General features: G+C 71.5%; 16 protein-coding genes. 7 read left to right on the forward strand and 9 right to left on the reverse strand.

What is annotated here, in order from left to right; translation table 11 throughout:
• Positions 1–32: 32 nt before the first annotated feature.
• Together ACTRO_RS01060 and ACTRO_RS01065 are read left to right on the forward strand one after the other, a co-directional pair.
• Positions 33–1478: a TldD/PmbA family protein gene (locus ACTRO_RS01060; RefSeq protein WP_034260528.1), complete on the forward strand. Its 1446-nt coding sequence runs from the start codon at positions 33–35 to the stop codon at positions 1476–1478.
• Positions 1475–2842 carry a TldD/PmbA family protein gene (locus ACTRO_RS01065; protein WP_034260530.1) on the forward strand — a complete coding sequence of 456 codons (1368 nt, stop codon included), beginning with the start codon at positions 1475–1477 and terminating at the stop codon, positions 2840–2842. The genes ACTRO_RS01060 and ACTRO_RS01065 overlap by 4 nt, the downstream gene beginning before the upstream one ends.
• Positions 2843–2873: 31 nt before the next feature.
• On the opposite strand, the gene ACTRO_RS01070 is transcribed toward ACTRO_RS01065, so the two are convergent.
• A complete protein-coding gene (locus ACTRO_RS01070) occupies positions 2874–3701 on the reverse strand; it encodes a L,D-transpeptidase family protein (RefSeq protein WP_245594269.1) in 828 nt (275 codons plus the stop codon).
• Between the two features lie 971 nt (positions 3702–4672).
• Here ACTRO_RS01070 and ACTRO_RS01075 point away from each other — a divergent pair.
• Both ACTRO_RS01075 and ACTRO_RS01080 read left to right on the forward strand, forming a co-directional pair.
• On the forward strand, positions 4673–5947 hold the full coding sequence (locus ACTRO_RS01075; protein ID WP_034260532.1) for an HNH endonuclease signature motif containing protein: 1275 nt from the start codon (positions 4673–4675) through the stop codon (positions 5945–5947).
• 829 nt (positions 5948–6776) lie between these two features.
• Positions 6777–7670, forward strand: coding sequence for an alpha/beta fold hydrolase (locus ACTRO_RS01080; protein WP_034260534.1), 894 nt, complete (start codon positions 6777–6779; stop codon positions 7668–7670).
• 38 nt (positions 7671–7708) lie between these two features.
• On the opposite strand, the gene ACTRO_RS01085 is transcribed toward ACTRO_RS01080, so the two are convergent.
• On the reverse strand, positions 7709–13192 hold the full coding sequence (locus ACTRO_RS01085) for an ATP-binding protein (RefSeq protein WP_034260536.1): 5484 nt from the start codon (positions 13190–13192) through the stop codon (positions 7709–7711).
• 406 nt (positions 13193–13598) lie between these two features.
• Here ACTRO_RS01085 and ACTRO_RS44725 point away from each other — a divergent pair, with 406 nt between their 5' ends.
• Positions 13599–14093: an Ig-like domain-containing protein gene (locus ACTRO_RS44725; RefSeq protein WP_063627907.1), complete on the forward strand. Its 495-nt coding sequence runs from the start codon at positions 13599–13601 to the stop codon at positions 14091–14093.
• Positions 14094–14149: 56 nt separating this feature from the next.
• Here the strand turns inward: ACTRO_RS44725 and ACTRO_RS01095 are convergent, their stop codons facing one another.
• Positions 14150–14647 (reverse strand): IPT/TIG domain-containing protein, encoded by a 498-nt coding sequence (locus ACTRO_RS01095; protein ID WP_034272462.1) that lies wholly within the window; start codon positions 14645–14647, stop codon positions 14150–14152.
• Between the two features lie 296 nt (positions 14648–14943).
• Between ACTRO_RS01095 and ACTRO_RS01100 the strand changes: the two genes are divergently transcribed.
• Entirely contained in the window at positions 14944–15954 is a 1011-nt protein-coding gene (locus tag ACTRO_RS01100; RefSeq protein WP_034260538.1) for an IPT/TIG domain-containing protein, read from the forward strand.
• Between the two features lie 10 nt (positions 15955–15964).
• Here ACTRO_RS01100 and ACTRO_RS01105 read toward each other — a convergent pair whose 3' ends face one another.
• From ACTRO_RS01105 to ACTRO_RS01130, 6 genes are all read right to left on the reverse strand, one after another.
• Positions 15965–18223, reverse strand: a complete 2259-nt coding sequence (locus ACTRO_RS01105; protein ID WP_051450111.1) for a multicopper oxidase family protein — start codon at positions 18221–18223, stop codon at positions 15965–15967.
• Between the two features lie 171 nt (positions 18224–18394).
• Entirely contained in the window at positions 18395–19303 is a 909-nt protein-coding gene (gene htpX, locus ACTRO_RS01110; RefSeq protein WP_034260540.1) for a zinc metalloprotease HtpX, read from the reverse strand.
• A gap of 135 nt (positions 19304–19438) precedes the next feature.
• Positions 19439–20335, reverse strand: coding sequence for a DUF72 domain-containing protein (locus ACTRO_RS01115; protein ID WP_034260542.1), 897 nt, complete (start codon positions 20333–20335; stop codon positions 19439–19441).
• 67 nt (positions 20336–20402) lie between these two features.
• On the reverse strand, positions 20403–21392 hold the full coding sequence (locus tag ACTRO_RS01120; protein WP_034260544.1) for a sigma-70 family RNA polymerase sigma factor: 990 nt from the start codon (positions 21390–21392) through the stop codon (positions 20403–20405).
• Positions 21393–21429: 37 nt separating this feature from the next.
• Positions 21430–22011: a TIGR03086 family metal-binding protein gene (locus ACTRO_RS01125; protein WP_034260546.1), complete on the reverse strand. Its 582-nt coding sequence runs from the start codon at positions 22009–22011 to the stop codon at positions 21430–21432.
• Positions 22012–22103: 92 nt separating this feature from the next.
• Positions 22104–22820: a TetR/AcrR family transcriptional regulator gene (locus ACTRO_RS01130; protein WP_034260548.1), complete on the reverse strand. Its 717-nt coding sequence runs from the start codon at positions 22818–22820 to the stop codon at positions 22104–22106.
• A 37-nt stretch (positions 22821–22857) separates the two neighbouring features.
• Here ACTRO_RS01130 and ACTRO_RS01135 point away from each other — a divergent pair, with 37 nt between their 5' ends.
• Positions 22858–24300 carry an FAD-dependent oxidoreductase gene (locus ACTRO_RS01135; RefSeq protein WP_051450112.1) on the forward strand — a complete coding sequence of 481 codons (1443 nt, stop codon included), beginning with the start codon at positions 22858–22860 and terminating at the stop codon, positions 24298–24300.
• Positions 24301–24332 lie beyond the last annotated feature (32 nt).

Here is a 24332-nt window from a genome sequence, read left to right on the forward strand (position 1 = left end):
GCGTGGGTAAGCCATGCCATAGGCTCAGGCTCATGACACATTTCGACGCCGCCGACGCTGCCGTCGAAGCGGCGCTGGCCGCCGGCGCCACGTACGCCGACGCCCGGGTGATGCACCGCCGGTTCGAGTCGATGGCCGCGCGCAACGGCGACGTCGAGGACCTGGCGCAGCGCGAGAACGCCGGGGTCGGGGTCCGGGCGCTGGTCGGGGGCTGCTGGGGGTTCTACGCCGTGCCCGACCTGGCCGACACCGCCGCCCGGCAGGCCGGAGTGCGCGCCGCCGAGATCGCCGCGGCCTCGGCGAGCGTGCCGAACCGCCGCGGCGCCGGCGAGGCGCTCATCCCGTCGGATCCCGAGGTCGGCTCCTGGGCCAGCGAGTGCCTGATCGACCCCTTGGCCGTGCCGCTCTCGGACAAGGGAGACCTGCTCACCTCGGCGACCGCCGAGATGCGCAAGCAGGGGGCTGACGTCGCGGTCGGCTCCTACGACATCTGGGACACCCGCAAGTGGTTCGTCTCCTCCGAGGGCCACCGGGTGGACCAGCACGTGCGCGAGTGCGGTGTGGCCATCAGCGCCACCGTGATCGGCGACGGGGAGACGCAGGTGCGCTCCTATCCCTCGCGCCGCGGCCAGTTCGGCACCCGCGGCTGGGAGCTCGTCGAGGAGACGGACGTCGCCGCGCACGCCGCGCGCATCGCCGACGAGGCCCGGGCGCTGACCCGGGCGCCGCAGTGCCCGGCCGGCGAGACGACCGTGATCATCGGCGGCGAGCAGATGGCGCTGCAGATCCACGAGTCGGTCGGCCACGCGATCGAACTCGACCGCATCCTCGGTTGGGAGGCCGCCTACGCGGGCACCTCCTGGCTCGACCTGTCCCAGCTCGGCCGGCTCAAGTACGGCTCGGAGCTGATGAACATCGTCATCGACCCGACCTACCCCGGCGCGCTGGGCTCGTTCGGCTGGGACGACGAGGGCACCAGGGCGCACAAACGCGACGCGGTGCGCAACGGCATCTGGACCGGTGTGCTGGCCGGCCGGGAGAGCGCGGCTGTCGCAGGACTCGACTACGGCGGCAGCGTCCGGTCGGACGGCTGGTCCCGGCTGCCGATGGTGCGGATGACGAACGTAGGGCTGGAGCCCGGGCCGCACACGCTCGAGGAGATGATCGCGGCCACCGACGACGGCATCTTCCTGGACATGAACCGGTCCTGGTCGATCGACGACCGCCGGCTCAACTTCCAGTTCGGCTGCGAGATCGGCTACGAGATCAAGAACGGCAAGCTCGGCCGGATGCTGAAGAACCCGACCTACACCGGCATCGGCCCGCGCTTCTGGTCCTCGATGGACATGCTCTCCTCGGAGATCGTCGCGTGGGGCACGCCCAACTGCGGCAAGGGCCAGCCGGGCCAGACCGGGCACACCGGCCACCCGGCCGCGCCGGCCCGGTTCACCAACGTCCGAGTGGGAGTGCGCGGATGAGCGTTCAGACAGAGCTCGAACTCGCCGCGCGCGTGCTGGAGCTCGCGCGCGCGTCGGCCGGGCCGTCCGCCGAGGTGGACGTCTCGGTCAACCGCGTGGCGCTGGCGCTCACCCGGTTCGCCAACTCGTACATCCACCAGAACGTCGCCGACACGACGACCGAGGTGCAGCTGCGCATCCACACCGACGGCCGCACGACATCGGCGTCCACGACGCTGATCGGGGCGGACGCGCTGGCCGAGACGGTGGAACGGACCGTCGCGGCGGCCAAGGTCTCGCCGCTGGATCCGGGCTGGCCCGGGCTCATCGGGCCGTTGCCGGTGCCGGCGAGCCACGGCGTCGACGAGGCCGTCATCGAGGCGTCGCCGGCGGACCGGGCCTCGCGGGTGCGCGACTTCGTCGAAGCCGTAGGCGATCTCAGCGCGGCCGGTTACTTCCGGACGCGCTACTGGACCTCCGCGTACGCGAACTCGGCCGGGCAGGCGGTGTCGGGATCGTGCACGGAGGCCGCGCTCGACGCCATCGCCCGGACCGAGTCGCTGTCAGATGGCGTCGCACGCCAGGCGTCGCGGCGCATCGCCGACATCGACGGCGCGGTCCACGGCGCGCGAGCCGCCGCCAAGGCCCGCGCGTGGGACGGCGCGGTCGAGATCGAGCCGGGCACGTACGAGGTCGTCCTCGAGCCGACTGCCGTCGGGGACGTGCTCTACTGCCTCGCGGCCTACGGGTTCAACGGCAAGCTGGTCAACGAGCACCAGTCGTTCGTCGAGTTCGGCAGCCGGCAGATGGACGAATCGATCACGCTGGTCGACGACGGTGTCTCGGCCTTCGCCTCCGGCCTCCCGTTCGACCACGAAGGCACTCCGCGCGACCGCCTCGTCCTGGTCGAGGAAGGCGTCAGCCGGGCTGCGGGCTACGACCGGCGCGCGGCAGCCGAAGCCGGCGTCGTCGGCAACGGGCTCGGCCCGGTGCCGAACAACATCCGGCTCGAGCCGTCGGCCGGACCGGCTCCGGTCGAGGTCGACGGGCCGGTGTCGAACTCGTCGGTACAGACGCTGGTGGCCGGGGTCGAGCGCGGCCTGCTCGTCACGGACCACTTCTACACGCGCTGCCTCGACCCGCGCAGGGTGCTGATGACGGGTCTGACCCGCAACGGCACCTGGCTGATCGAGAACGGCGAGATCGTGCGGCCGGTGCGCAACATGCGCTTCACCCAGTCCTACTCCGAGGCCTTCGCCCCGGGCAACGTGCTCGCCGTCGGCAGCCACGCGATCGCCCTGCCGTACAACTACGGCGCCAACTCCGCGACGGCCCCCGGCCTTCGCCTCGGCGCCTGGCGGTTCACCGGCGGCGCCTCGGGCTGAGCGCGCACCGGCCGGGCCAACCAGGCCGGCCTCAGTGCGCCAGGTCGGCGGCGTCGCCCATCACGACGACAGGGTGCTGAGCCGGGTCGAGCAGACCGAGCAGCGTGATGATGTCCGCCCGCGGGATGCTCACGCACCCGTGGGTCGGACCGCCGTGGTCGACGTGTATCCAGACGCCGGTGCCCTTCTCCCAGCCGAGCGGGTAAGTGTCGTCGAGCGGGGAGGCCCCGGCCTTCCGGTTGTAGTTGATCGCTATGACGTAGTCGAACGATCCGGCCAGCGGCTCGCCCTCGAAGCCGCGACCGCCGATGACGAAGTTCGCCGAGCGGTAGTAGGGCAGCTTCGAGCCCGGATCCGCGTCCCGCCCGCCGGCGTCGGTCAGTCCGAACACGCCTATCGGACTGCGCAGGTCCCCCTGCTGCTTGTGCGCGGTCCAGCCGTGCAGCGCGTTGTGGGCGGCCCACTGCGGCCCGGCCTGCCACCCGTCCGCCGTCAGCTGGTAGAGCACCAGCGTGGAGTCCGGCGAGTTCGGCCCGTCCCCGACCACCTCGACGACCTCGCGGCTGTTCGCGGGTATCTTGGCAAGCGTCGCAGGACCCAGATTCGGCAGCGCGGCGTCGACCTGCGTCGTGCCGGTGCCGGGAGCCGTTGGCACGGACGACGACGAGGCGGAGGACGAGGCGGGGGCCAAACCGGAGGCCGAGGACGAAGCCGTGGCCGTCCCATCGGGCGGGTTCGAAAGCGCGGGTTCGGCCGAGCCGGCCGGCCCCGCGGCGCCATGCCCGCCCACGCTCGCGCAGCCTGCGGTCAGGGCGCCCACGACGGCGATGGCCGACGCAGCACGGAGGAGCGGACGCACGAAGAGCCTTTCTGGACGCATCGACACGGCGGGTGCCGGCCGCACGGGACCCCAGCAGGATCCGGGCGGTGCGTCCACGTACCCTGTGTTCAGCGGCCGATGCGCGTGAGCGCCGTCACAGTCCGCCGACGCACACCTGCGCAGCCGGTCACCATTTGACCCGATGATCATAGCGGTGCCCGGTGTGGGCGTGGGAACCCGCATAGCTCTGGTGCGGATTGATGATCGGCTGGGTGATCGTCTTGGTGTGGGCGGGTGCTTCGCGTCGCCCTCGGTTTCGTTTGTCCGCCCCGCCCACTCGTTGCGTGGGCGGGGTGGGCTGGGGTTTCAAGCTTTTGCCTCCGGCGCGGGCCCTTCCCTCGGAGAGAGATGCCGGGTTCGTGTGGGTGCTGTTGTTGGCGGGGCGGGCTGGGGTTCGGGGTGGTGGGGTGTCGGGTGTGTGCTCTCTCCTCGGTCGGTCCCCGGAGGCAATCAGGGACCTGTCGGGAGCTCAAGCGGCGGTGGTTTCCGTTGATGGTGGATTGTGCATGGCGCCGCTTGACCTCCCGGCAGAACCCTGATCGGGCTTCGCCTGCCCGACCGAGGAGAGAGCCCACCCCCTGGGGAGTGGTGTGCGCTGCGCTCGGGCCCGGGTCCCGTCCGGTGGCCCGGTCGCGTTCGGTGCGGAAGAATCCTGCATCGCTCTGACCCGACCGACGCTCCTCTTCGGCTTCCTGGTTCGCTCAGCCTTGTGGAGTGGTGTCCGGTGGTTCGGCTGTGCTCGATACAGGATGTTGCATCGCGTAGATTCCTGTATCGCCGGTTGCGGTACCGTTCCCATCTCTTACTTCAACGCCCGGGGACGTCCGCGGGTTCCCGGGAACATCCCTGATTCTTTCTGCCCTACAAGGGTCGTATACACGCCTTTTGTCAGTGGCGGGCTCTAGAATAGAAGTGTTCGGGGATGTCGGGGCCGGTGAGGGGAGGGTGTCGTGGACGGGGTGGCAGTGGAGATCGCGTCGATGTCCCGCGTGGTGCGGGAGGTGCTCGAGCGTGCGCGGGCGGGTGGGGATGATGTGGGGCGGGTTGACGCGGTGCGTGAGGCGATCGTGGAGGTGGGCCGGGCGGCGCAGGCGCTGCACGGGATGCTGCTGACGCTGGTCGGTGAGGGCGACCGGCTCGGTATCGCGCGTGGGGGTGTGGGTCCGTGGCTGGCGACGGTGCTGGATGTGACCGAGGGCCGGGCCCGCGCGCTCGCGCACGACGCCCGGCTGCTGGCCCGGCTGCCGGGAGTGGAGGCGGAACTGTGCTCGGGTGTGATCGGGCCTGATTCCGCGCGGGCGCTGGCGCGCACGGTCAAAGCGGTGCGGGCGACGGGCCTGGACCCCGCGGAGGAGGCCGCCAAGACACTCGAGGTGACCCGGGAGCGCGGTGCGCGCGCCGGGTTGGAACGGGTACGGGTGCTCGAGGAGCAGGTCGCGCCGGGCTCGATCGAGGCGCGTCACGCACGGGAGCGCGAGCGTTCCTTCGCCCGGATCAGCACGTGCGGGGAGGGTCAGATGCACCGGTGTGAGATCCTGCTCGACCCGGTGCGCGGCGCCGTTTTCCAGGCCGCGATCGATCTGCAGGTCGCCGAGATGATCCGGACCCGGCAGTTCGACGGCGGCGAGATCGTACCGGGGGATGTGCGCAGCACCGAGCAGATGAACGCGGAAGCGGTCACCCGGCTCGCACAAGTCTTCCTCGATGCCCCGCCCGAGCAGCGCCACGCCCACTTCTCCCTGCCCGCGCTCGCCGTCACCATTCAAGACCCGACCGCACCCGCGGCGGCCGTGAAGAATCCTGCCGGACACGCGGCGGCCGTGAAGGACCCTTCCGCGCATGTGGCGGGCATGAAGGATCCTGCCGTGCACGCCGACATTCCGGCCGGCTGTGCGCGCACGGTATTCGGGGCGCTGGTCCCGGCGGGGCGGCTGCCGAGGCGGAGTGATCCGAGGCGTCATGAGCTGGTGACCGATGGGTGTACGGGTACCTTCGACGGGATCGCGCTGGATCGTGACCCGCGGGCGCGTCTGGCCTCGCCCGGGCAGCGCGGGTTTCTCGCGTGGCGCGACCGGTACTGCACCTATCCCGGGTGCGATCGCCCGATGACGTTCGCCCTGCACGCCCACCACATCGTCCCGTTCGCGCAGGGCGGAGAGACGAGAGTGGGAAACCTCCGGCTGTACTGCGCGAAGCATCACACCACCGTCCACCAGGAGCGGTGATGCATGATCCTGTATCGGCCGCCGGGCCGCCGGACACTGCTCCGCACGGCTCCCGGACCACGCAGTCGAAGAGAAGCGGCCGCATACGAGCGGTGCAGGATTCTTCCGGATCGAGCGCGACCGGGCCACGGGATGGGACCCGGGCCCGAGCGCAGCTCGCACCACTCCCCAGGGGGTGGGCTCTCTCCTCGGTCGGGCAGGCGAAGCCCGATCAGGGTTCTGCCGGGAGGTCAAGCGGCGCCATACACAATCCACCACCAGCGCAGGCCGCCGCCGCTTGACCTCCCGGCAGGTCCCTGATTGCCTCCGGGGACCGACCGAGGAGAGAGCACACCCCCGCAACCCCACCACCCCGAACAACAGCCCGCCCCGCCACGCCAGCACCCCACAAACCCCGGCATCTCTCTCCGAGGGAAGGGCCTGCCAGCGGCGATTTTCGTCTTGAAGCCGCAGGCCGCCCCACCCACGCAACGGGTGGGCTGGGTGGGCAAACGAAACCGTGGGCGAAGCGAAGCACCCGCCCCCACCCGACGAGCACTCAGCCGATCATCAATCCGACTAGTGTCATCCCCACGACGTAAGCGGCACGGACTTCTATCGCGACATGGCGCTCGGCGGCCTCAACCGCCGTCGCCGTCGCCGTCGCCGCCGCGGTCCGCGCCGAGGCGCTGCTCGGATCGGTCCTTGCCGTAGTGCGCGACGTTGCCGCCAAGGTCAGAGCCAAGCACGGCAAATGCAGAGTGCTGACGAGTCTCGGCCAGTACCAGGGCAGTAAAAGCACCTGCACGTCCACCGTCCACGTCTATGTCTACGTCGAGGGAGCGAGCCGATGACGAACGCCGGCCGGGATCAGTCGTCTTGGGCGACGCACGAGCTGGTCACGCCGAACGGCAGGGTGCTGAATTACTGCTTCTATGGCCCGCCGGACGGGGCGCCCGCGATCTTTCACAGCGGATCACCGGGCACGCGCTGGAAGCACCCTGATCTGGCCGCGGCGATGACGCGAAGCGGCCTGCGCGTGCTGGTGTTCGACCGGCCCGGGTACGGCGGATCGACGCGCTGGGCCGGGCGGCGGGTCGCGGACGCGGCGGAGGACGCTCTGCTCCTGGCCGATGCCCAGGGGTGGTCCCGGTTCGCCGTGTTCGGCGGCTCCGGCGGTGGCCCGCACGCTCTGGCCTGCGCGGCTCTGCTGGCGCATCGGGTGACCTGCTGCGCGGTGGTCTCCGGGATCAGCCCGACCGACGTGTCCGATCTCGATCGACCCGGGCTGAGCAAGGGATCGCGGCTCGCGGCGCTCGGAGAAGCCGCGCTGCGCCCGCACATCGAGGACGTGGCCCGCGGGATCATGGACGGGATCGACGCCGGCGGCCCCGAGTTCCCGCCGGATCCGCACGCGCCGGCGAGCAGCCCGCGTCCCGGCCCGGCGATTTCGGACCCGGCCGCGATGATGCGGTTGAACGCGACCTTCGTCGAGAGTCACGACGGTTGGGTCGACGACTCGGTCGCCTTCGTGCACCCGTGGGGATTCGACCTGGACGCGATCGTGTGCCCGGTCGGGAGCTGGCACGGCTCACGCGACACGAACGTCCCGAACGTGCACGCCGCATGGCTTCTGACGCATGTCCCGGGCGCGGAGGATCACGGTTACGAGGGCGGTCACCTGCCCGACGGCGCGACCTACTGCGACGTCTTCTCCTGGATGCACGCGAACGGGCGCGCATGACGGCACGACTGCCGGCACGCGCGCCCGTCCTTGGCCGGCTAGCCCAGGCGAGACTCGATCGCCTCGATGATGCGCGGACGCAGCTCCGCGGCGCTGATGACGGCGTCGACCGAGCCGACTTCCACCGCGCGCTGGATGTTGTGCACGCGGTCGAACTCGGTGGCCACCTCGGTGAGCTTCTCCGTGCGCACCGACGCGCGCGTCTCGTCGAGCTCGGCGGCCAGCGTGGCGCGCTCGGCGCCCGCCGACGCGGCCACCCAGGCCTCGAGCTCGCGGATGCGCGGGTCGTTCGCCGTACGGGCGTTGACGTCCGCGGTGAACACCACGGCCGCCGCGGGGGCGCCGCCGAGCACGGAGGCGAACGAGCCCTCGAGGGCGAGCACGGTCATGTTCGGGTTCAGCGTCTTCGAGAAGACCACGAACGCGCCGCCGTGGTAGCGCGAGATGACGCAGAACACGATCGGGCCGCGGAAGTTGACGATCGCCCGGCCGATCTCGGCGCCGTACTCCAGCTGCAGCTTGCGCAGTGACTCCGGCGAGCCGTCGAACCCGGAGAGGTTCGCCAGCACCACCAGCGGCCGGTTGCCGCTGGCCGCGTTGATCGCCCGCGCCGCCTTCTTCGAGGACTGCGGGAAGAGCGTGCCCGAGGTGTAGGTGTCCGGGCCGTCGGTGGGCGGGAAGCCGCGCCGCGCCACCGAGCGCGACTCGACGCCAAGCAGGCACACCGGGATCCCGCCGAGGTGCACGTCCTGGACGACCGCGGTGTCCGCCTCGGCCATGCCCGCCCAGCGCTCGAGCACCGCGTGGTCCTGGTCGGCCACCGCGCGCATCACGGTGCGGATGTCGAACGGCTTCTTGCGGTCCGGGTTGGCCTGCGCCGAGAAGATCTCGCCGACCGTGGTGAAGTCGCTGTCCGGCGAGCTGTGCGGGAAGCTCGAGACGTCCCGGTCGAACGGGTCGCTGGTGACCGCCCGCCGCGGGGCCTGCTCGCCCGGCGCGATGTAGGCGTGGTCGTAATGCGCCATCAGCACGTCGCGCGCACCGGCCAGGTCCGCGGCCCAGTACTGCGCCTGGCCGTTCGGGCCCATAATCCGGTCGTAGCCGCCGATGCCGAAGTTGTCCTCGGCCGACACGCCGCCGGAGAAGTCCAGCGACTGCTTGCCCGTCAGCACCATCGCGGAGTCCGGCGTCATGACCAGGATTCCCTTGGTGTGCATGAGCATCGTCGCCTCGGCGTTCCAGTACGGCTGCGCCCCGACGTTGATCCCGGCCACCACGATGTTGATCTCGCCGCCGTCCTGGGTGAACTCGACGATCCGCTTGAGCGCGGCGGCGACCCAGTCCATGTTCTCGGTGCCCGACTCCATCGAGATCCGGGCGCCGGCCGAGAGCGCGTACCACTCCAGCGGCACGCGCATCTGCTCGGCCAGGTCGAGCGCCGCGATGATCCGGCGGCACTCCGGCTCGGAGAGCGCGCCGAGCGCCTTGGTCGGGTCGCCGAGCAGCAGCACCCGGCTCACGCCCTCGGGGTAGCGCTCGGTCGGCGTGCGCACAACGCCGGCCACGATCGCCGCGCTGTTGCGGCCCTTCGGCCGGTCCACCGGGACGAGCGCGTTCTCGGCGTCGAGGTCGTACTCGGCGAACTCGCCGAGCAGGCCGGTCAGCTCGTACGGGTAGACGGTGTTGCGGCTGCTGGCGCGCAGCACCTTGAGCCGGTAGCCGTCGAGCGGCTCGACCTGCTCCTCGGACGGCTCGCCGATGGTCAGCCGGCTGCCGCCGGTGGCGTCGAAGGTGAAGCGCACAGCGACCTTCGCCAGCGCGCCGGTCTCCGGGTCCCGCTGGCGGGCGATGAACTCGATCTCCTCGAGCCCGGCGCCCGCCGTGGTCGGCATGACCCGCGCGGCGATCGTCTCCAGCTCCGCCCGGGTGATCTCGATCGGCGGCCAGACGTAGATCACGATCCGGTTGGTGGGGAAGCGGTTCTTCGCCGGCCGGCGCGACTGCGCCCGCCGGATCGAGTCCAGGCACGCGGCCACGGTGTCCTCGGCGGTCGGCAGCGCGGCCAGCCGGCCCTCGTGGTCCCGCAGCTCGGTCAGGTCCCGGACCTGCGCGAACGCGACCAGCCTGTCGTCGTCCTGGTTCTCCTTGGCCACGCAGCGGAAGAGGTAGACCTCCTCGTCCGAGGACGGCAGCCGGGTCAGGTCGAACGCGCGCAGCCGCTCGAGCTGCATCCGCTGGGCGATGTACGGGTGCAGGCCGCGGATCAGCCGCTCCTCGGCCATCGCGCCCTCGGCCGGGCGGAAGGTGAAGTGATGGTGCATCACCGCGCCGTGGCTGCCCGCGACGGTGGCGGTCAGCCGGCGCACCTGGCCGGGCAGCGGCTGCCCGTCGATCACCGCGTGCAGGGCCTCGGCCAGCGCGTCGGAGTCCTCCGGCTGCTTCTCCCAGGCCAGGTAGACGTCCGCGTCGACCTCGTCCGGGCTGTCGGCCGCGACCGTGGCCAGGCCGCGCAGCGCGTCGCCGAACTCGTCGAAGCCGACCGCGGTCGAGACGATCCGGGAGCCGGCCCGCTCGGCGACCACGAAGCGGCACCCGGCCGCGTCGGTGGTGCGCACCGCGACCAGGCCCTTGTTGCCGTAGTAACGCCGGGTCAGCACCTCGAGCATGGGCGCGTGGTCCAGCGTGGCCTCGAGGCCGTCGCGGCCGAGGCGCCGGCTGAGCAGGCGCACCAGCGGCTCGGTGCTGCCGACCATCGCGGCGATCCGCTCGTCCCGGTCCGGCGACTGCGGGTTCGCGTCGAGGTGGCGCAGGTGCCGGCGCACCTCGGCGTAGACGCGGGCCCGGTTGCGGCGCAGCAGCGGCTGGCCGAACCAGCCGAACACCACCCCGCGGGCGAGGTCGGAGACCACCGGGAAGCGCACCTGGGTCGCCGCGATCAGGCGCTCGAGCACGAGGCCGGCCTGCTCGTACAGCGTCTCCGCGGCGGGCGGCGCCTCGCGCAGCCACTCCCGCAGCAGCGCGGTGACGGCCGCGGCGTCGGAGGACGCCCGCTGCAGCGCGAGGAAGATCCGGAACACGGCCTCTTCCAGCTCCGCCGTGCGCTCGAGGTCGGCGATGCCGTAGTGGCCGAGCGCCTTGGCCAGGCGGGCCTTGAACACCTCGGACAGCCCGGCGCGCTCCGCGTCGAGGTACTGCAGGTAGGTGTGGAAGTACTCGCGGGCGCTGTGCACCCGGTTCTCCATGCCGCCCTCGTCGCCCGCCTGCTTGTTGCGGCTGAGCTCGGACAGGTCGGCGAACAGCGAGAGCAGCTCGATCTCCTCGGCCAGCGGTCGCTTGCCGGCCTCGGCCAGCTCGGCGCGAGCGGAGAGGTAGTCGGCCAGCACCCGGCTCTCGTCGTGCGGGTCGACGTCGAAGCCGAGCAGCAGACTGCGGATGTCCTGCTGTCCGCGCAGCGCCCGCTCCTGGGCCGGCACGTTGCCGGTGCCCGCGGGCAGTTCGAGCGGCACGCTCTCGGCGGCCTCCGGCGCGGCGTCCTGCTCGCCCTCCTCGGCCAGCGGCTCGAGCCGCAGCAGCTCCGTGCCGGTCTCGACCTGGCCGCCGACGGACACCGAGCAGTCCTTCAGCCGTGCCCGGAACGGCGCGCGCAGCACCGTCTCCATCTTCATGCTCTCCAGCACCACGAGCGGGGTGCCGGCCTCGACCTCGGCGCCGACCGACACCGGCACCGCGACCACGAGCGCGCGGGCGGGCGAGCGCACCACGCCGCCCTCGCCGCGGCTGACCCGGTGCGCCACGCCGTCCACCTCGACCAGGCAGACCGGTCCGTGCGTGCCGGTGACCAGGCGGAACCGGGTGCCGTTGACGATGATCTGGCCGGTGTGCCGGTCGAAGCGGTCGAGCTCGACGTCCGCGGTGTGCGTCTGCGTGCCGGCCTCGATGCCGATCCGGAACCGGCGGGCGCCGACCCGGGCCACCTTCACCTGGTAGCTCGCGCCGCGCAGCATCAGCTCGAGCGGCCGGCCGCCCACGTGCGCCACCTGCGGGCGTCCGCCGAACGCGGTCGAGAGCAGCCGGTCCCGCTCGATCCGCTCCTGCTCCTCGTAGGCCTCGATCGCGGCCGCGGCGAGCGCGACGGCGGAGTGCCGGTGCGAGACCAGGCGGCCCTCGCCGCGCACCCGGTCGATCCAGCCGGTGTCCGCGCTGGCGTCGATCACCTCGGGCTCGTCGAGCAGGTCGAGCACGAAGCTCTTGTTGGTCGCGCCGCCCTCGATGATCACCGTGGTCTGCGCCATGGCGCGGCGCAGGCGGCCGAGCGCCTCGTCGCGGTCCCGGCCGTAGGCGATGATCTTCGCGATCATCGAGTCGAACTCGGCCGGGATGGTGTCGCCCTCGCTCACGCCCGTGTCCACCCGGATGCCGGGGCCGGCGGGCAGGTCGAGCCGGGCGATCCGGCCGGGGGAGGGGGCGAAGTCGCGGTCCGGGTCCTCGGCGTTCAGCCGCGCCTCGACCGCGTGCCCGCGCTCGGCCGGCGGCTCGCCGGCGAGCTTGCCGCCGGAGGCGACGTGCAGCTGCAGCTTGACCAGGTCGACGCCGGTGGTCGACTCGGTGATCGGGTGCTCCACCTGCAGCCGGGTGTTGACCTCGAGGAAGGCGAAGAGCCGGTCGCCGGGGTGGTAGAGGAACTCGACGGTGGCCGCGCCGCAGTAGCCGACCGCGATCGCGAGCCGCTCGGCCGAGGTCTTGAGCTCCTGGGCCTGCTCGGGGCTGAGCACCGGGGAGGCCGACTCCTCGATCACCTTCTGGTTGCGCCGCTGCACCGAGCAGTCGCGCACGCCGAGCGCCCACGCGGTGCCCTGGCCGTCCGCGATCACCTGCACCTCGACGTGCCGCGCGCCGGTGACCAGCCGCTCGAGGAAGACGACGCCGCTGCCGAAGGCCCGCTCGGCCTCCAGGCTGGTGCGGTGGTAGGCGTCGACCAGCTCGGCCTCGTTGGTGATCACGCGGATGCCGCGCCCGCCGCCGCCCGCGGTCGCCTTGAGCATCAGCGGGTAGCCGATCTCGCCGGCCGCGCGCACCGCCGCGTCGAGGTCCGCGACCGCGCCGCGGCTCCACGGCGCCACCGGCACGCCGACCTCCTCGGCGATGAGCTTCGCGCCGATCTTGTCGCCGAGCTTGCGCATCGCGTCCGCGCTCGGGCCGATGAAGGTCACCCCGATCCGATCGCACAGCTCCGCGAACGCCGGGTCCTCGGCGACGAAGCCCCAGCCGACCCACGCCGCGTCGGCGCCTGACTCGATCAGCGCGCGCTCGAGCACCTCGAGGTCGAGGTACGGGCGGGCGGCGGCGCGGCCGAGGTCGTAGGCGAGGTCCGCCTCGCGCACGAAGGTGGCGGTGCGGTCGACGTCCGTGTACAGGGCGACCGTCTCGATCGGCGCGCCCGTCTGCGCCGCGAGGTCTCGGACGGCGTGGATCAGCCGCATCGCGGCCTCTCCTCTGTTGACGATGGCGACCCGATTGAACACCGCAGCAAGCCTTTCCAAGGAGTCAAAGCACAAACGGGAACCGTATCGTGCCGGTCCCCTGCCGAGACCATTGTCCCGGATCGCCCTACGTCTGGGCATGTCGGGGTGGAGCAGGCCTGGGGCCGCTCTTTGTGGGGAACCGCCAAAAAGCGCCGGCGCCCGCGCCTGCCGGACGCCGTTTCGGCGGGCCGGCCCGGCCGCGCGCCCGGGCGACGGGCTGGGCCCGAACGAGTGAAATCCCTGAGATGGCCGGACCGGCTCGGGCCGTGCGGTCTCGGAAACGCGGCGGGAGCCCGCATCGTGGTGGGGCATGCGGCCACAGCGCCGAGGGTTCCTGACGACCGAGGAGTGGGCAACCGTGCTAAACGGGCAGAAACGGAATTTGCGGGCGGCGTCGGCTTGCGCGGTGCTGGCCGTGCTCGCGTTCGCGTCGCCGGCCGTGGCGGCGGTGTCGTCCTCGACCACGGTCCAGGCGTCGCCTTCGTCGGCGACCACCGGGCAGTCGGTGGCGCTGACGGCGATGGTCTCCTGCACGGGAGACCTGAGCGGCGGCCTCGGCATGACGTTCTTCGACGGCGGGGACGAGCTGACCACCGTTCCCGTGGCGGCGGACGGCTCGGCTTCGTACTCGACCAGCTTCAGCACCACCGGGACGCACACGATCACCGCCGCGTACAACGGCAATGACAACTGCGACGCCTCCAACAACACCACCACGGTGCAGGTGACGGAGGCGACTGAGCCGTCCACCCCTTCGGCGGGCCTCTGCCTGCTGTTCTGCAACGGCCTGATCGACCTGACGGTCCAGAACGTCGGCAATGTCGGTAATGCGGGCGACATCTACAACGACGGCCGCATCGGCGGTGTCGGCAACGGAGCCGGCGCTTCCATCGGACGCTGAGAAGGACGGCGCCGGGGCAGAGGCGTGCTCTGCCCCGGCGCGATGGGATGGTCTGATCAGATTCCGGGGGCGGCGGTGTAGGTGAAGCCGCCGACGAGCGTCGCGCTGCCGCCGGAGGTGGTGACCGTGACGCCGACCGATCCCGCGCCGGTGCCCGCCGGGACGATCACGCTGACGAGGCCGTCGGAGACCACGGTCGGGTCCCCGGCGTTGGCCCCGAACGTCACGCTCTCGGTGGTGGACAGGCCGAAGCCGCTGAGGGTGAGGGTGTTGCCGCCCGCGATCGGACCGGAGCCCGAGCTGAGCCGCGACTTGAACGGCGCCCCGATGTAGTAGAACGGCAGCGGGTTGCTGGTGCCGCCCGCGGTGGTGACCGTCACATCGACCGCGCCGCCGCCCGCGGGCGCGATCACGGTGATGGCGGTGGGCGTGTTCGCGGTGATGGTGGCCGGATTGGTGCCGAAGGTCACTGAGGTCGCGTTGGAGAGGTTGACGCCGGTGATGGTGACGGTGGTCCCGCCGCTGGTCGATCCCTGGTTCGGCGAAATCGGCATGTGCATGGTTCCTTGCGCTCAGCAGGTGTGCAGCTCGTAGGGTCAGTAACCCGCTCGGACCAGCGCATCGCAATCTTCCTGACCCGGAATCACCTTTTCGAGCGAAGTGTGCAGGTGGTGGGATTGATCGCGTCCGGAATCACAGACCCGAAAGAGTGGTTCGGAGTCAGGAATCTTGCGGCACGCTGGTCCAAGCGGGTTACTGAAAGCAGTTCGATCACCGCCTTCGCCGCGTCCACTCCATACCTGGACATTCACGGAAGGCATGTTCCCGCAGTCGGAAGGATTTCCGCGTCATGGCGCCGGTCATCAGCAGCATCAGCCCGAACCAAGGTCCGAGCGCGGGCGGCAACACGGTGACGATCACCGGGACCGGGTTCACCGGGGTCACCGCGGTGAGGTTCGGATCGGCCTCGGCCTCGTACACCGTCGTCAGCGCGACCCAGATCTCCGCGACGGCGCCGGCCGGCACCGGGTCGGTGTCCGTGACGGTGGCCACCCCGGCCGGGACGAGCAACGCCATGGCCTACACGTACGTGACGGCGCCGGTCATCAGCAGTCTCAGCCCGAACCAGGGTCCGGGCGCGGGCGGGAACACGGTGACGATCACCGGGACGGGGTTCACCGGGGCGACGGCGGTGCTGTTCGGTTCGGCTTCCGCCTCGTTCACCGTGGTCAGCGCGACTCAGATCTCTGCGACGGCGCCGGCCGGGGCGCTGGCGCCGGTCTCCGTGACCGTCGCGTCCGTCGGCGGCACCAGCAACGGAGTGTTCTACTACTACGTCCCGCAGCCGACCGTCTTCTCGGTGTCTCCGGCGGTGGGGCCGGTCGCCGGCGGCAACGCCGTCACCATCACCGGCGCCGCGCTGACCCTCGTCACGGCCGTGCACTTCGGGTCCACCGCGGCCACGGGCATCGTCGTCGTCTCCGACAGCGAGATCACGGCTCACGCGCCCGCGGGTGCCGGGACCGTGGCCGTCACGGTGACCACGCCGGGCGGCACGAGCCTGCCCGGGGTGGGCAGCCCGTTCTACAGCTACCTCGCGGTCCCGGTCATCGCCTCCCTGACGCCCGGTCAGGGCCCGGACAGCGGCGGAACCGCCGTCACCATCACCGGAACCAATCTCACTCTGACGCACTCGGCGACGATCGGCGGGGTCGCGGCGTCGTTCGTGGCGCTCTCCGATGCCGAGGTCGTGGCGACGATCCCGGGCGGCGCCCCCGGCCCCGCCGTCGTCATCGTGACCACGCCCGGCGGCGCGAGCAACCCGGCTTCCTACGAGTTGCTCGGCGCCCCGGCCGTGTGAAACTGCGGCATCAGCGGATCGGCGCGTACGGCCGCATCATCTCGTTGTCTTCGTGGTCGATGATGTGGCAGTGCCAGACGTAGCCCGGCCCCGCGGTGGGATCGAAGGGGAACCGGTTCTGGCCGGGGGCGGCGCCGTTGGCCGGGGTCTGGCTGGGCGCCCACCGCGCGATCAGCCGCGTCACCTGGTTCGGCATGGTGTTCACCGTGTCCTTCCAGCCCGCTTCGTTCGGGTTGGGCGGGACGAGCGGGCCGGTCAGGTACGGGCTGAACGCCGGGTTGCCGCCGAGCGCGCCGTCGGCGTTCGGGACGAGGTAGTCGCGGGGCGGCCCGTAGCCGGGGATGATCTCGCCCGGTTTGTAGTCGACCTTCCCGATGCTGCCGTTACACAGCTGCCCTTCGTAGGTGCCGCCCGGGAACTCCTTGGCCCAGGCGCGCCGGTAGGCCGCCACGTCGATGTCCTGCCGGTTGAGCACCTGGAACTGGATCAGGTGCAGGTGCATCGGGTGCGCGAAGTCGGAGGTGACCAGGATCTCCCAGACCTCGGTGGAGCCCACCCGCGGCCGCTCGGTCAGCCACAGACCCTGGCCGTACCCGTCCGGACGCGAGCCTTGGATCGGCTGCTCGGTCCCGGCCCGCAGGCCGGTCCACATGCTGTTGTTGACCAGCGCGATGAGCGTGCCGCCCGGGTCCCCCGGCCGTTGCGCGCACGGGACCGTGTCCGGCTCGTTGAGCACGAGCTGGCGCCTGCCGTCCACCGGCAGCCCGGAAGCGGGATCGCCGGTGGACGGGTCGGCGAGTCGCACGATCGGCGCCGGCTGCCCGGGGCCGCCGCGCAGCGGAGCTCCGGTCGACGGGTCGTACGTGCTGTCCCGGCCGGAGAGCGGCAGGTCCACGTCGAAGCGCATGATCTGGCCGTCGAGTTTCGGGTCCGGCGGGTCGCCGATCGGGTAGCCGTAGACCCCCGTGTTGGTCAGGACCAGCGACTTTCCCGCTAGCGCCGAGAAGTCGATGATCAGGTCGGCGCGTTCCGCCGGCGCGAGCACGAGCCGCTGCGCGTCCGGGCCGCCCGGGGTGTTGAGCTCGGCCGGGGAGTCGAGCAGCCCGCCGTCGGTGCCGATCTGCCAGAACGCGACCGCGGACGGCGCCGAATACCCGTTCGCGTAGCGCGCCTCGGTCAGGTTCATGGACAGGTAGCGGCCGTTGCACCCGTTCAGGACGCGGAAGCGGTAGCGCCGCGGCTCGACCCGCAGCACCGGCCAGGTCCGGCCGTTGACCACCATCGCGTCGCCGAGGAAGGCGGGGATCCAGTACGGGTGCGCGCGCGGGTTCGGAGGCAGGCCGACCAAGGTCTCCGAGGCCGCGGTCGAGCCGTCCGGGAAGAGCAGCTGGCCGTCGGTGTCGAACTGCCGGTCCTGGATCGCGATCTCGATCTCGTACGGGTCGGCCGGCAGCCCGAGCGGGTTGTCCGGGCGCCCGGTGTCGTAGCGGTCGCGGACCAGGTAGAACGCGGCGAGCCCGGCGTACACGTTGAGCCGGGTGACGCCGAGGGCGTGGTCGTGGAACCACAGCGCGGTCGCGGGCTGGGCGTTGGGGTACCGGTAGACCGCCGCGTTCCGGTCGGTCGGGCGGTAGCTCGCGTACGCGGGTCCGCGCAGGCCGTTCGCGGTGAACCAGGCCTGCGGTCCGCCGTCGTCGCCGGAGGGCACTTCGCCGCCGTGCAGATGCGCGACCGCCGGAATCGGGCCGCGATAGGGCTTGAACGAGTTCATCTCGTGCAGCGGATCAGCCCAGTGCAGCGTCTGGTCGACGGTGAGCAGCGGCGCGACCCGGGATCCGCCGTTGCGCCCGGGCAGCTTGTTGACGTAGCGGACGGTGGTGGGCCGGTCCTCCCAGGCCTCGACGGTGCAGCCCGGCCAGCTCGCCGGCCGGTCCGCTACCTGGTAGCCCCACACCCAGGTGCCCTCCGCGCAGTGCTCCGGATAGACGCAGGCCGGCAGCACCTTCTGCGGGAACTCGACGAACGAGGTCGTCATCGAGGCCGCGCCGACGCGCTTTCCGCTGAACGTCGGCAGCGCGTCGAGGTACTTGGGGATCTCCCTGCCCGGCAGCGGAGTCTGCGGCCGGACGACCGAGGCCGCCGCGGGCGACGCGCCGATCAGCGTGTCGAGGGCGGTGACGGACGCGGCGCCGAGTCCTCCCGCCACCAGCAGTCGGCGCCGGCTGAGCGGCACCGGTCCCGACGGGTCGGACTCTGTTCTCTGCGCCATGGCGGCCTTTCCGGGGCGGCCGCGACCTCCGCGCCGGGCCGTGCCGGGGCGCTCCGACGACGACAACCCTCTGGTATGCGTACTGTGACACGCCAGAGCCTAGCGTCCGGCCCGCGCGACGCCGGGGATCGCCGCGTCGTCCGTCGCGGCGCGTCGCCGCGCCTTCGGCGGTCAGGACCGCGGCAGGGACCAGTTCTGGTCGCCGAGCTGGGCGGCGATCTTTTCCAGCTCCTCCAGGCGCCGCTGCAGGCTCGGGTGGGTCGAGAAGAGGGTCCACTGCGCGCCGACGGGGGAGAAGAAGAACGCGTTGAACGCCTGGGCGCCGCGCAGGTCCCGGGACGGGATCCGGGACTGCTCGCCGGAGACCTTGACCAGCGCCGATGCCAGCGCCGAGGGGCGGCCGGTGAGCAGGGCGCCGTCGTGGTCCGCCGCGAGCTCCCGATACCGCGAGAGGGTCCGGATCAGCACGTAGCTGATCGCGTAGACCGCCGCGGACACGGCCGCGATCGCGGCGAAGATCAGCACCGTGTTCTGGTCGCGCTGCCGCCCGCCGAACAGCTGCGAGAAGAGCGCGGCGCGCATCAGCAGGCCGGCGAGCACACCGAGGAACGAGGCGACCGTGATCACCACGACGTCCCGGTGGGCCACGTGGGTCAGCTCGTGCGCGATGACCCCTTCGAGCTCCGGCTCGTCAAGCCGGCGGATCAGCCCGGTGGACACGCACACGACCGCGTGCTTCGCGTTCCGGCCGGTCGCGAAGGCGTTCGGCATGTCGAGGTCGGCGATCGCCACCCGCGGTTTGGGCAGATCCGCCGACGCGCACAGCCGGTCGACGATCGCGTGCACCTGGGGCGCCTCGGCCTCGCTCACCTCGTGGCCGTGCAGGGCGGCCAATGCGATCTTGTCGGAGTACCAGTACTGCACCACCAGCAGCGCGGCGAGGATCACGATGATCAGCGCGAGGGATTTGAGCAGCACGATGAGGGCTACCGCGAAGCCGACGTACAACAGCCCGAGTAGGAACATCGTCACGCTCATCCGCGCGACGAGCTGGGCGTTCGGACGGAACCGAGTGCGCATGGCGCTCACCTGCTTCCATGGCTCTTCATGTTCAGCTTGATCCTCGGACGAGCCCGCCGCCAGAGCCGGGCCGAACCTTTCGGCTGCTCTCAGCTTCCGGGTCCGCCCAGCCGGATTCCACGGCCGGACATTCCGTTATCCGGATACGGCAGCCGAGCGCAGGGACGCCTGCAGGCCCGCAGCCGTACGTTGCGCGGTGCCCGCACAGCACGTGTTGACGATCACGTGCACCTCGTGGGCCTGCTGGGTCAGCAGGCGGGCGTTGCGCGACCACTGTTCGGTCTCAGCGGGCGTGTAGTCGTACCGGTAGCGTTCGCGCTTGTCGCCGTCGATCCAGTGCCTGCTGCGCCCGTGCAGCCGGATGACGGCCGTGGGCGCGGTCACCTCGAGGTCCGGCGGCATCGCGCAGGCCGAGTGCTGGGGCATGTCTACGCAGACGTACGCCGCGTCGTGATCAGCGAGAAGATCCAGGGTCTGGGCGCGCCGCTCCGGATGGAGCCAGGACGCGTGGCGGAACTCCACGGCGGCGGGCAGTGGCCGACACAGCTCGAGCGCCTTCGCCACCTGCGTCACGCCGGGCTCGCCCGCCATCACCGACGCTGGAAACCGCAGCAGGACGCGCCCCAGCCGGCCGGCCGCGCGGAGCGGTTCGAGGCCGTCGCGGAAGTGCTGCCATGCGCCGCGCAGCAGTGCCTCTGGAGCATTGCGGCCGGTCAGGGCGGGTCTCGGAGCCTCGGCCCGCAGCTGCGGCGGCAGCGAGGCGATCGGCGTGGAGTGGCCGGTCAAGAGGCGGAAGGCCTTGACGTCCATGATGAGGTCGTCGGTCGCCTCCACCCAGCCCGACACGGTCGCCGCCGTGGGAATGGCGTAATAGGACATGTCGACCTCGACCAGCGGGAACCGTTCGGCGTAGTAGGCCAAGCGTGCTGCGGCCGTCCGCGTCTGCGGCGGATACCAGCCGGAAGCCACCAGGTCGCGGTCCGCCCAGCCCGCCGTGCCGACCAGGATTCGTTCGCTTCGGTGTAGGGCCATGGGGCCACGGTGCCCCGATTTCGCCGTTGCATCCGCGGCGGGGCCGGATGCCCTCGAGATCCGCCGATCACTCCGATTCGAGCGCGTCCGCGAAGCCGAAAACGGCAAGAAGCTCTGGCTTGCCGAACGAGACGATCCGGCTGACGCCGCCGCCGGTCACTTCGAGCACGACGATGCCGTAGGGCCGGTATGTGCCGGTCTCATCCCGCACGTAGGCCGCCGCCGCGACCCCGCCGCTCGCGCCGCCGGGCACGGGGAACATGCGCCACCGGCCGGGCTCGCCGAGTACGCGGTCGCGCAGGACCGGCAGGCAGGTGGCGACGCCGCTGAACCAGGCGCGCATGGGCGGCGCCTCTATCGTGGCGTCCTTCAGCAGGAGCTGCGCCAAGCGCTGCGCGTCAGCGGCCTCGAACGCCTTGATGTAGTCGTCGAGCACCGCTTTGGCCTCTGGCTCGGTCGGCTCGCGGATCTCCTCGACCGTCGGCGCCTGGTCCTTGAGCGTGGCCCGGGCGCGCTGGAGGGCGCTCTTGACCGACGCCGTGGTCGTCCCGAGCATCTGCGCGACCTCTTCGGCGGGGAACGCCAGCACATCCCGGAGGACCAGGACGGCCCGCTGCCTCGGTGGCAGCAGCTGCAGGCCGGCGACCAGTGCCAGCCGCACCCCGGCGCGTCCGGCGACCACGGCCGCTGGGTCGCCGGACTCGGATGCGACCCACGCGCCCGGGATCGGCTCGAGCCACGGTTCGGCCGGATCCGGCTCGATCACCGCGGTCTCCGGGTCGCCGTCCGGTGCCCCCAGGCCGGACGGCAGCACTCGACGAGCTGCCCGCTCCCGTTTGGCCAACGCGGTCAGACAGCCGTTCGTCGCGATCCGGTAGAGCCAGGTCCGCACCGAGGAGCGGCCGTCGAAGCCGTCGAAGTGGCGCCACGCGCGCAGGTACGTCTCCTGGACGAGATCCTCGGCATCGAAGACGGAGCCGAGCATGCGGTAGCAGTGAGCGAGCAGCTCACGGCGGTACGGCTCGGTCTGCCGGACGAAATCCTCGGTCCCCGCCACGCAAGACGCTCCTTCCTCGCGACCTACATTCTGCGACCTACACTCTGCGCCCGAAGTATGCGGCGAGCCGGTCCGCCGCGCACGCGTCGGCCGGGGCATCGAGGGCCGGCCCGAACAGGACCTCGGGGTCGTCCGCGGGCCCGCGCAGCGAGTCGACGGCACCGGTTTTCGCCAAGCTGAGCAGCGACTCGGCGAGATCGGGAACGAGATCGGTGTCCTGCCCGAGAGCGTGGGCGAGGTCCCAGCCGTGCACGAACTGGTCGGTGGCCGCGAAGCCCGCGACCTCCGCGCCCGAGAACGTGCCGAACGGCAGCTGCACCGTCCGCTCGAGCGTTCCGGGCGCTTCGAAGGCTTCGAGCGCGATCCGGATGCTCTCCTCGTAGGCGGCCACGAAGTCACCGGCGGCGAAGTCCTCGGCGGCCCCGGCCGCGTCGTCGCCGGTGACCATCGGCGCCCACCAGCGAGCCGTGCCGATGAAATGGTTGATGAGCGCGTGCACGTCCCAGGCCGCGCACGGCGTGGGTTTGGCCAGTTCGTCGCGGGTGACCGTGCGCAGAATGCCCAGTGTGCTCTGCAGAGCCGTCGCCAGCTCCACGCCCGTCTCGGTGTTCGTCCGCATTTTCGCCGATCCTCTCATTCCAGCACGTCATGATCCTTCACTTAGGCAGACTCGCCGAGATCGGAAAAGGAATCGGTCGGATCACCACTGATTCATGCGCGAGGCGTGGGGTGCGCGAGCGTGTCGAGGCCGTCGAGCAGCCACTCGAGGATGGTCTCGAAGTCTTGCGGAGCGGCATCGTGGCGCCGCGGGTCGGCGGCCCAGCGGCTGAAATGGGGGTGCTTGCCGTCGGCGGCGATGCGGGCGAGGTAGGGGGTCGCGGCGTCAGAGAGCTCTGATTCGCTTTCCACGCCGGTGCGGCGGCGCATCGACTGCTCTTCGAGGAGGGCGAGCCCGGAGCCGAGGACGTGTCCGAGCACGGTGTTGACGAAGCCCATCCGGGTCGAGGCGGGCAGATCGAGCGGGTCGAGCTCGGCGAGCGCGGCTTCGTACAGTGCGAGGGCGTTGGGTCCGAGCGGGGGGCGGGCGAAGGCGAGGCGCGCAAACCAGGGGTGGCGCTGGACGGACTGCCAGCCGCTGTCTCCCAGCTCGCGCAGCGCCGGCCGCCAGCCTTGGCCGGTAGCGACGGTGAACCGGCCGTAGACGTGATCGGCCATCAGATCGGCGAGCCCGTCCTTGCTGCCGACGTATCGGTACAGGGCCATCGGGCTGCGCACGCCGAGCCGTTCGGCCAGGGTGCGCATGGTGATCTGGCCGTCTGCCTCCTCGTCGGCGAGGGCGATCGCGGCCTCGACGACGCGCTCGCGGGTCAGGGCCGGCCGGGTGCGCGGGGCATCGGGCTCGTCGAGCCACAGCGGTGGTTTGCTCATTTGCCCTCAGCTTAGCAGTCTGTGTACGTTGTACAGTATGAGTGGACAACGTACACAGGCCAGCTCCCCGGACGTCCTGATCGTCGGGGGAGGGCTGGTCGGCCTCACCGCGGCGCTGGCGCTGCGCCACCACGGACTCGCCGTGACGCTCGTCGAGAAGCACGCCGCGACCTCCCCGCAGCCCAAGGCCCGCCGCTTCCACATGCGCACCATGGAGATCTTCCGCGAGCTGGGGTTGGCCGCCCTGGTCCGCGAAGCCGCGCGCGACCTGGCCGGACACGACCACTTCGCGGCCGGCCGCACCCTCGCCGAATCCGTCCAGCAGCCGCTGCACATCCCCGGCGGCCACACGATCGACGAGCTCAGCCCCGAGCTGCCCTGCCTGATCGCCCAGGACCAGCTCGAACCGCTGCTGCGCCAGGCCGCGTCGGACGCCGGGGCCGAGATCCGCTTCGGCACGCGCCTGGCAGAGGCATGGCAGGATGCTGACGGCGTGGTCGGGATCCTCGCCGACGGCGAGAAGATCGAGGCGCAGTACCTCCTCGCCGCAGACGGCGCGCGCAGCGAGATCCGCCGGTCACTCGGCATCGCCCGGTCCGGGCGCGGGGATCTGGGCGAGCCCAGCACCAACGTGTACTTCCGCGCCGACCTCGCCGATGTCGTGCGCGGGCGGGAGTTCAACCTCTGCAAGATCGAGCACCCCGACGCGGCCGGCTGGCTCGCCTCGATCGACGGGCGCGCCCGCTGGGTGTTCACCGTCGCAGGGGACCGCGCCGACCGGGCTTGGCCGAACCTGCTGCGCACCGCACTCGGCGTGCCCGCACCGGATCTCGACGTACTCAGTGTCCTGACCTGGCAGCCGCAGATGCTCGTCGCCGACGCCTTCTCCGCCGGCCGGATCCACTTGGCCGGAGACGCCGCCCACGTGATGCCGCCTTACGCGGCCAGTGGCGCGAACACCGGTATCGCAGACGTCCACAACCTCGCCTGGAAGCTCGCCGCGGTCCTGCACGGCCAGGCCGATCCCGCCCTGCTCGACAGCTACGACGCCGAGCGCCGCCCGGCCGGGTACTTCGTCGCCGACCAGTCCGCCCGCCGATCAGCAGGGTTCGCATCCGGCGTTCCCGACCCGTCCCTCGCCCACCCCTTCGTCCTCGCGCTCGGCGGGTATCAGTACACGCATGGCGCCGTCATCGCCGTCGATCAGACGGACCCCGAGCCGACCACCGAGTTCGCCCCGGCCGGGCGCGTCGGCACCCGCATACCGCATCGCTGGCTCGACGCCGCGCGGACCCGCTCGACCATCGACGCGGCTGGACCGGCCTGGGCCGTGCTCAAGGGCGGCGGCCCACTCACTGACTTTTTGCCGCAGGGCCAACACATCCTGCTGCGCCCCGACCACATCGTCGCCTGGCGCGGTACCGATCCCGACGCTGCCGCCGACGCGAAGAAGACACTGGCGGAGGCGGCGCCCCGGTAAAGTACGAGCACTGAGAGTGGAGGCCTCATGCT

This window comes from Actinospica robiniae DSM 44927, from assembly GCF_000504285.1.
GTDB lineage: Bacteria > Actinomycetota > Actinomycetes > Streptomycetales > Catenulisporaceae > Actinospica > Actinospica robiniae.